Origin of the sequence: Myroides injenensis M09-0166 (genome assembly GCF_000246945.1) — a bacterium.
GTDB classification, from domain to species: domain Bacteria; phylum Bacteroidota; class Bacteroidia; order Flavobacteriales; family Flavobacteriaceae; genus Flavobacterium; species Flavobacterium injenense.
On record NZ_BAEX01000122.1, the window covers coordinates 1 to 7,018 of the forward strand.

Annotated in this window: 4 protein-coding genes; 2 read left to right on the forward strand and 2 right to left on the reverse strand. The window is 30.4% G+C overall.

Translation table 11 applies throughout. The features are described 5' to 3' along the window. Positions 1–404: 404 nt before the first annotated feature. Both RH98_RS14255 and RH98_RS14260 read right to left on the reverse strand, forming a co-directional pair. The gene (locus RH98_RS14255; RefSeq protein ID WP_010256533.1) at positions 405–2,936 is read right to left on the reverse strand and encodes a heavy metal translocating P-type ATPase; all 2,532 of its coding nucleotides are present in this window, start codon (positions 2,934–2,936) and stop codon (positions 405–407) included. A 220-nt stretch (positions 2,937–3,156) separates the two neighbouring features. Next, positions 3,157–3,615: a hypothetical protein gene (locus RH98_RS14260; RefSeq protein WP_141629447.1), complete on the reverse strand. Its 459-nt coding sequence runs from the start codon at positions 3,613–3,615 to the stop codon at positions 3,157–3,159. A 436-nt stretch (positions 3,616–4,051) separates the two neighbouring features. Here RH98_RS14260 and RH98_RS14265 point away from each other — a divergent pair, with 436 nt between their 5' ends. Both RH98_RS14265 and RH98_RS14270 read left to right on the forward strand, forming a co-directional pair. After that, a complete protein-coding gene (locus RH98_RS14265) occupies positions 4,052–5,011 on the forward strand; it encodes a hypothetical protein (protein ID WP_010256541.1) in 960 nt (319 codons plus the stop codon). 104 nt (positions 5,012–5,115) lie between these two features. Next, on the forward strand, positions 5,116–5,955 hold the full coding sequence (locus tag RH98_RS14270) for a sulfurtransferase (RefSeq protein WP_010256547.1): 840 nt from the start codon (positions 5,116–5,118) through the stop codon (positions 5,953–5,955). The last annotated feature ends 1,063 nt before the right edge of the window (positions 5,956–7,018 follow it).

A 7,018-nucleotide genomic window follows, 5' to 3' on the forward strand; every position in this document is an offset into this window, starting at 1 on the left:
ACACGTAGTATCTATTATCTTTATTCTTTAGCATAGATAATAGAAAAAAAGAGAAACAATGATTTTAGGTTATTAATAATGTTAGGAGTTTTTCTTTATTTATATTGCTTTTGTATTAGGTAAATAGTGAATTTTATTAGTTATATTTTATTATTTAACTAATAAATAATAAAAAGTAATTTATAGTGTTAAAATTGTAATGATATTTTGTATATTGCAGTAGCTATTCGTAAAAAGAATTAAATTTCTATTTATCTATATAGTCTTTGAAAAACAGAGTGGGGACTTGTTTTTCGAGCTAGTAGATGATTTTAGGCAAAGGTTGTCATTTGATAACCTTTGCTATTTTAAAGTGATAAATAAAAAAAGACGGTTAGTAAGGAATTACTAACCGTCTTTTTTATTTATAATTTTAGATTCTTAAGTCGGAGTGAGTTTGTAATTACTGATACAGAACTAAAACTCATTGCTACAGCAGCTAACATTGGCGATAATACTATACCAAAGAAAGGATAGAGTATTCCAGCTGCAATAGGGATACCTATACTGTTATACACAAAGGCAAAGAATAAGTTCTGCTTAATATTTTTCATAACTGCACTACTTAATTTTATAGCTTTAGGAATACCAGCTAAATCTCCTTTTAGTAATGTAATTTCAGAACTTTCAATTGCGACATCTGTACCTGTTCCCATTGATATACCTACATTTGCTTGTGCTAATGCTGGTGCATCATTGATACCATCACCTGCCATTGCGACTATTCTACCTTGTTCTTGAAGTTTCTTAATCTCCTGAAGTTTATCTTGTGGTAATGCTTCTGCAATGAAATGTTTAATACCTAATTCATCTGCTACCGCTTTTGCTGTATTAGGGTTATCTCCAGTTATCATAATTACTTCTATACCTTGTTGCTGAAGTGTATGTACTGCTTTTTTACTACTTTCTTTGATCTTATCATAGATAACAACATATCCAATGATTACGTTGTCCTCTGCTATATAGGAAACTGTTTTTCCTAATTGTTGCTCTTTGATGACTTGAGCGTTTAACTGCTCTGTTATAGTAGCATTGATATCCTTCATTAACTTAGCGTTACCTAAAGAAAGACGTTTTTTGTTGACAATACCTTGAATTCCTTTTCCTGTTTGATTGACAAACATTTTTACAGGTATTAAATCTATAGCTTTAGTTTTAGCTTCATTGATAAAAGAATGAGCTAGCGCGTGTTCACTGTTTTGATTTATAGAAGCAGTTAATAACAATAATTCGTCTGTATTGTAATCGGAAGTAGTTACTATTTTTTCAATGGATGGTTTTCCTTCCGTTAGTGTACCCGTTTTATCCGTTATTAAAACATTTATTTTATTTGCAGTTTCTAATGCTTCAGCATTTTTGACAAGTATTCCATTTTGTGCTCCTTTTCCAATTCCCACCATAATAGACATAGGGGTTGCTAATCCTAACGCACATGGACAAGCAATAATTAAAACAGCTAATGCATTTACAAAGGCATAAGCTAATTTTGGTTCAGGACCATAAATTTTCCAAATAAAGAATGCTAAAATAGCGACTAGTACAACTACTGGTACAAAATATTTGGCTACTTTATCTGCTAGCTTTTGAATTGGTGCACGAGAGCGACTAGCATTATTTACCATATCTATAATCTGAGCTAGTAGAGTTTCATTACCTACTTTCTCTGCAATCATTACAAAAGAGCTGTTTCCATTTATTGTTCCAGAGACAACATTCTCATCTTTAATTTTGCGTACAGGAATAGGTTCACCTGTAATCATAGATTCATCTATACTAGCTTCTCCTTCAAAAATCACACCGTCAACAGGTATTTTTTCCCCTGGCTTAACTCTTAATTTATCCCCTTTTACTATTTTTTCAATTTCTATTATTTCTTCTCCTTTATCAGTTATAATAGTTGCTTGAGTAGGAGCTAGTTTTAATAGTTCTTTAATGGCTGTGTTTGTTCTACTATGTGCTTTCGCCTCCATTACTTGCCCAACTAAAACAAGTGTCAAAATAACAGCAACAGATTCAAAGTACAAGTGAATACCGTGCTCTCCTTTAAATTCTTCAGGGAAAATTCCCGGAAAGAAAAGAGCTACAATACTAAAGACTAGACCTGCAGCAGCCCCCAAGCCTATTAAGCTGAACATATTTAGATTCCAAGTCTTAAAAGATGTCCATGCTCTTTCAAAGAACATCCAACAAACGTAAACTACCGGTAATGTTAGTAATAATTGTATATAATTATTAACGCTATGTGGAATTACATGACTAATTGGATCTCCGGGTAGCATACCACCCATCGCTAATAAGAAAATAGGAATTGTAAATATTAAGGAGATTATCAGTTTTTTAACCATGTCCTTATATGTCGTATCCTCTGGTTCTATACTAATTGTCTTAGCAACTAGATTCATACCACAAACTGGACAATTACCTGGTTCATCATACGTTTTATCACCCTCACAAAGCATTGGGCAATAATAAACTGTCTTTTCAATTTTGGCTGCTGGTATTTGTTCTAAATTCATACCGCAGACTGGACAACCTACATTGCTATCATATACTTTATCTCCTTCGCATAGCATAGGACAGAAGTATTTTCCTGCTTTATTTGCCATGTTATCCGGTATCTCTTGTTGGTACATGTCATCTTCACTAATTTCTACTGCAGGAAGTAGTTCTTGAGTACCATCAGCTTTAGTAATTACTTCTTGTAAAATGTAATTACCTTTTTTTAGAAGTGCTTTTTGTAAGGTTATAGTGTCAATGTCATGATGTAAATCTAAGTCAGCTTGTTCATCTTGTAAAGTCACTTTTGCTTCTACGCCATGAATTTCATTAAGTGTATTTTCTACTTTAGTTCTGCAACCATCGCAACTCATTCCACTTACTTTATATATCTTTTTCATATTAAATTAATGCTTGAAAATTATACTACAAATTACGGATTTATTATATAATTAACTGTTATATAATTTAGATAAAGGATTATACTATTACTTATATTCCTCTTTGTATTTAAAGTTGTAAGGAGAATGTAGTCTATTGGTAATATGGCAGGTGTAGTAATAAAAAAAGGATAGCTCTAATTAAAGAGTTATCCTTTTTATAATTTTTTAAAATCTACAGTTAGAATTTATAGGTATCTATAAGTGTTGAGGTTGTATCTATCTCTCCGTCGTAAATGGACTCTAAGTCACCTTTAATTTGTGTAGAGAATTTAAAATAATATTTTTTATCACTTTTATTAGAAATATTAATCTTTACATTAACTGCTTCTAAAGGTTGGTAGGCTTCTAAACGAATAGGCTTATTATCTGTTAACTCTTTTCCTGTGATTATTATTGTAGGTTGATTATCTTGCAAGACACCGTTGACTTTCCACAGATTAGTATTTTTTTCATTAATACCTTCAAAGATAATTTCGACCTTAGAAGAATGTGTAATTTCATAGTTTTCCAATTGAACCACAAAACTTCTCACTTGATCATTAGGAACTTGTCCTCGAGGATTATTATCATCACTGCTACATCCAACAACAGTCATTAATAAGCAACATATTATGCTAAAAAGTAATGTCTTTTTCATTTTATTGAGAGTTTTCTTACTTAAAAGACTATGATTGTAATCTTTTATATTAAGATGCAAAGATAATGATAGAACAGATTCTATTGCGTTTATTTAGTTTGTTTTTTAAGTTGTTGATTATTAATGTTTTATTTTGTTACTGTTAAAAGCCTAAAAGTGAAATATTGAGTATTTTTTATATAAATCATATAATTATATGTCTTTAATTGAAAAAAATGTAGTTACAATATTTATTTGTCACGTTTTTAATAACTAATTGAAATTATAAAAAGGGAAACTTTATAGATTTCTAAAATTTCTAAAATTTAATTGTCAGATTTTAAAGTGTTTGAAATAATAGTGAAGTAAAAATAGGTGTTAAAGCAGTTGCTTTTAGAAGTAAAAAAAGTAAATTTAAAAGAATTTATAAAGAGTAAAATTATAAATAGAAAGAAGTATGACTAATAGAATAATTTGGTTAGCTATGGGATTAGCAATTTGTTTAGCTGGGTGCAAAGACAAAGTATCTCATAATAAAAATAAGGAAGAACAATTAAGCGATACCATTAATAAAGTAAACCAAGAATTATCAGTAAAGGATAAAGAGTTCATAGAAGGAGCATTAATTTATAATTTGACAATTAAAGATAGCTTACTAACTAATTATATATTTACCGTTGGTAGTGATCCTCTACATTTTGATAAAATGAAAGATCAATTTATAGCTAACCTATTACCTGAACAGAAAGCAAAATTTGAAGCATTTAAAAGTTTAAATCACAATGCAATTACGCAGCTTTTGTTATTGCCTTTTATAAAAAATGAAATATATGTGGCAGGTTATGAAGTAGTTTATAAAAACAAAGGTGTGTTTTCTGTTACTGAATTAAAGTGGAATGATATATTAGATCAAGGATATGGTTACGTATATTCTCCTATTAGTGAAAGTCAATTGAACTTTCCTTTCTCTAAAGAATTAGTCAATGCAGAACTATTTCAAACGGCCATCGATTCGGTTAATTATGAGGTTATAGATCTACAAGAGGAAAGTACGATTGCTAATTATAAGGTTAAGAAGAAAGTCTATACAAAAAAAGAGCACGCCGATAATCACAGTCCAAAATATTTACCACCTAAAATCACAGTTTATTACTCAGATGCTTTTAATGGGGTAATTAATAAAGTAATGCCTTTTGCCATAGATATTCCACAAGGAGTTTTGAAAATGGAAATACAATATTTTGAAAATGAAAGCTACGAAGTAGTCTTTGAAGCAGAGCGAATTGTCAATCGAAAATTAGTAGAATTAGAGACAGGAGTTTTGTCAACCAAAGCATTTTTCCCAGTAAATGAGGAGAAAGATGTCTTGCCATTTGAAATGAGATTATCTAAAATATTGGCACTCCCAAAAATGTAACTATCACTTCTATTTATTATTTGTAGTTGTTGACATCACTATGCTTGAATTATTTTTACCTTATAAATTATATATAAAAGCTATTAACAAATAAGAAACTATTTATGAAAATACCACCCATTATACAAGCCTCAGAATTACTTGAACTAAAAGATAGTAAACAGTTGATTCTTATTGATGCATCAAACCATAAAGAAGCGCAGAATAATTATCATAAATCTCATTTAGATGGAGCTATTTTTGTTGATTCAAATAAACAGCTTGCTAATATTGGCATAGATGCCTCTAAGGGAGGAAGACATCCTTTGCCTAGTCTAGAACAGTTTTCAAGTTCCTTAAGCGAGCTTGGAATTACACCTGACAGTCATGTAGTGATTTATGATGATAAAAATGGGGCAAATTCAGCAGCACGTTTTTGGTGGATGTTAAAAGCTGTTGGGCATAAAAAAGTGCAAGTATTAAATGGAGGAATGGAAGCTGCTGTAAAAGTTGGATTTCCAGTAAATGATAAAAAAGTTATGATTGGTGTAGCCAATCCATATCCTTTATCAAATTGGCAGTTGCCATTAGCTACTATTGATGAGATAGAAAAGAATAGCGAAAAAGAAAATTATTTGGTTATAGATGTACGCGAAAATAATCGCTATAGAGGAGAGGTAGAGCCTATTGATTTAATTGCTGGTCATATTCCAGGCGCAGTTAATATTCCTTGTTTATCTAATTTGGACGAAAATGGTTTGTTCTATTCATCCGAAGTTTTAAAAGAGAAGTACTCAAATGTATTTAAAGATAAAGATACAGTAGTGGTACATTGTGGATCTGGAATTACAGCATGTCATACATTATTAGCTATTGCATACGCTGGGCTTGATATTCCTAAATTATATGTAGGGTCATGGAGCGAGTGGTCAAGATCGAATAATCCAATTATTAAAGAAATATAGCTATAGGTAATTATATCATAATAAGTCTTTTATGATCTATGTCTTATCATAAGCTTGCAAATTAAAAATACAACTAACATACTCTAAATTAGAGTAATAATACTCAATGGTATAGAATATAATATTTAATGCCATTGAGTATAATATCAAAAAGTTTTCAAGTTTCTCAGTCAGATGAATGGCATACTATATAAGACTTTTGGTCAGCTAGTGGAGCAGTATATACTATCAAGTAGTAATAATCATTTACAATTATCATTAAAATATTTTTAATAGATACAGATTTACTTCACTGTCCTCTTAAATTCACAAGGTGAAAAGGAAATAGCAATCAAAAATAATAGGAAGTATGCTGCTTCGCGCATCTTTTTATTAAAGCGTTATTCAAATCTATTTTTATAATTTATCACTTATTTCGTGTTTGAATATTATATAAAGTTTACTGCAAATAATTTCATAAATAAGAACACTACGCAAAATCACTATACCTATTTACTTGCATTGCAAATAAGGACAGAAAATGACCTTTTTTTACCATTTATGCAAGTTGGAATATAGTGAAAAACCCCTTGTTTACAGGGCTTAAGAGGATTGTCGAGAAGTTAAATGGCAGTTTTGTTCGGGAACGGTCCGAGAATTGTAGGGGGCGGCATTGTAAAAACGGGATATTTCCCGAACAAGACTGCAACCGTGCCCGAACAATGCTGGGACGAGAACCGACTGAGATTTTGAAAAGCTGAAAAAATAGTTGGAATAAGATTGACTTTTTTACAGTCAATTTAGAAGAGAAATTACACTTTGATTTGTGTAGTTTTATTTTAGTGTATCAGTTAGAACACTGATTAACAATGCAAAATTACAACTTATTTCGTTACTAACTCTATGTTTTTTTACAATTGGATGCTAAATAAATTGTATATCATAAGTTTCCTAAAGGTTTTAAAAATAAAAAATTAGAGTAGTTAGTATGGCTAGTGTTGTGTAGCAATAATTGATAATTGCTGATTTTTACTGTACATTTTACTTTTAAGGTGTGTTGTGAATTGTATTTTTATATTTTACT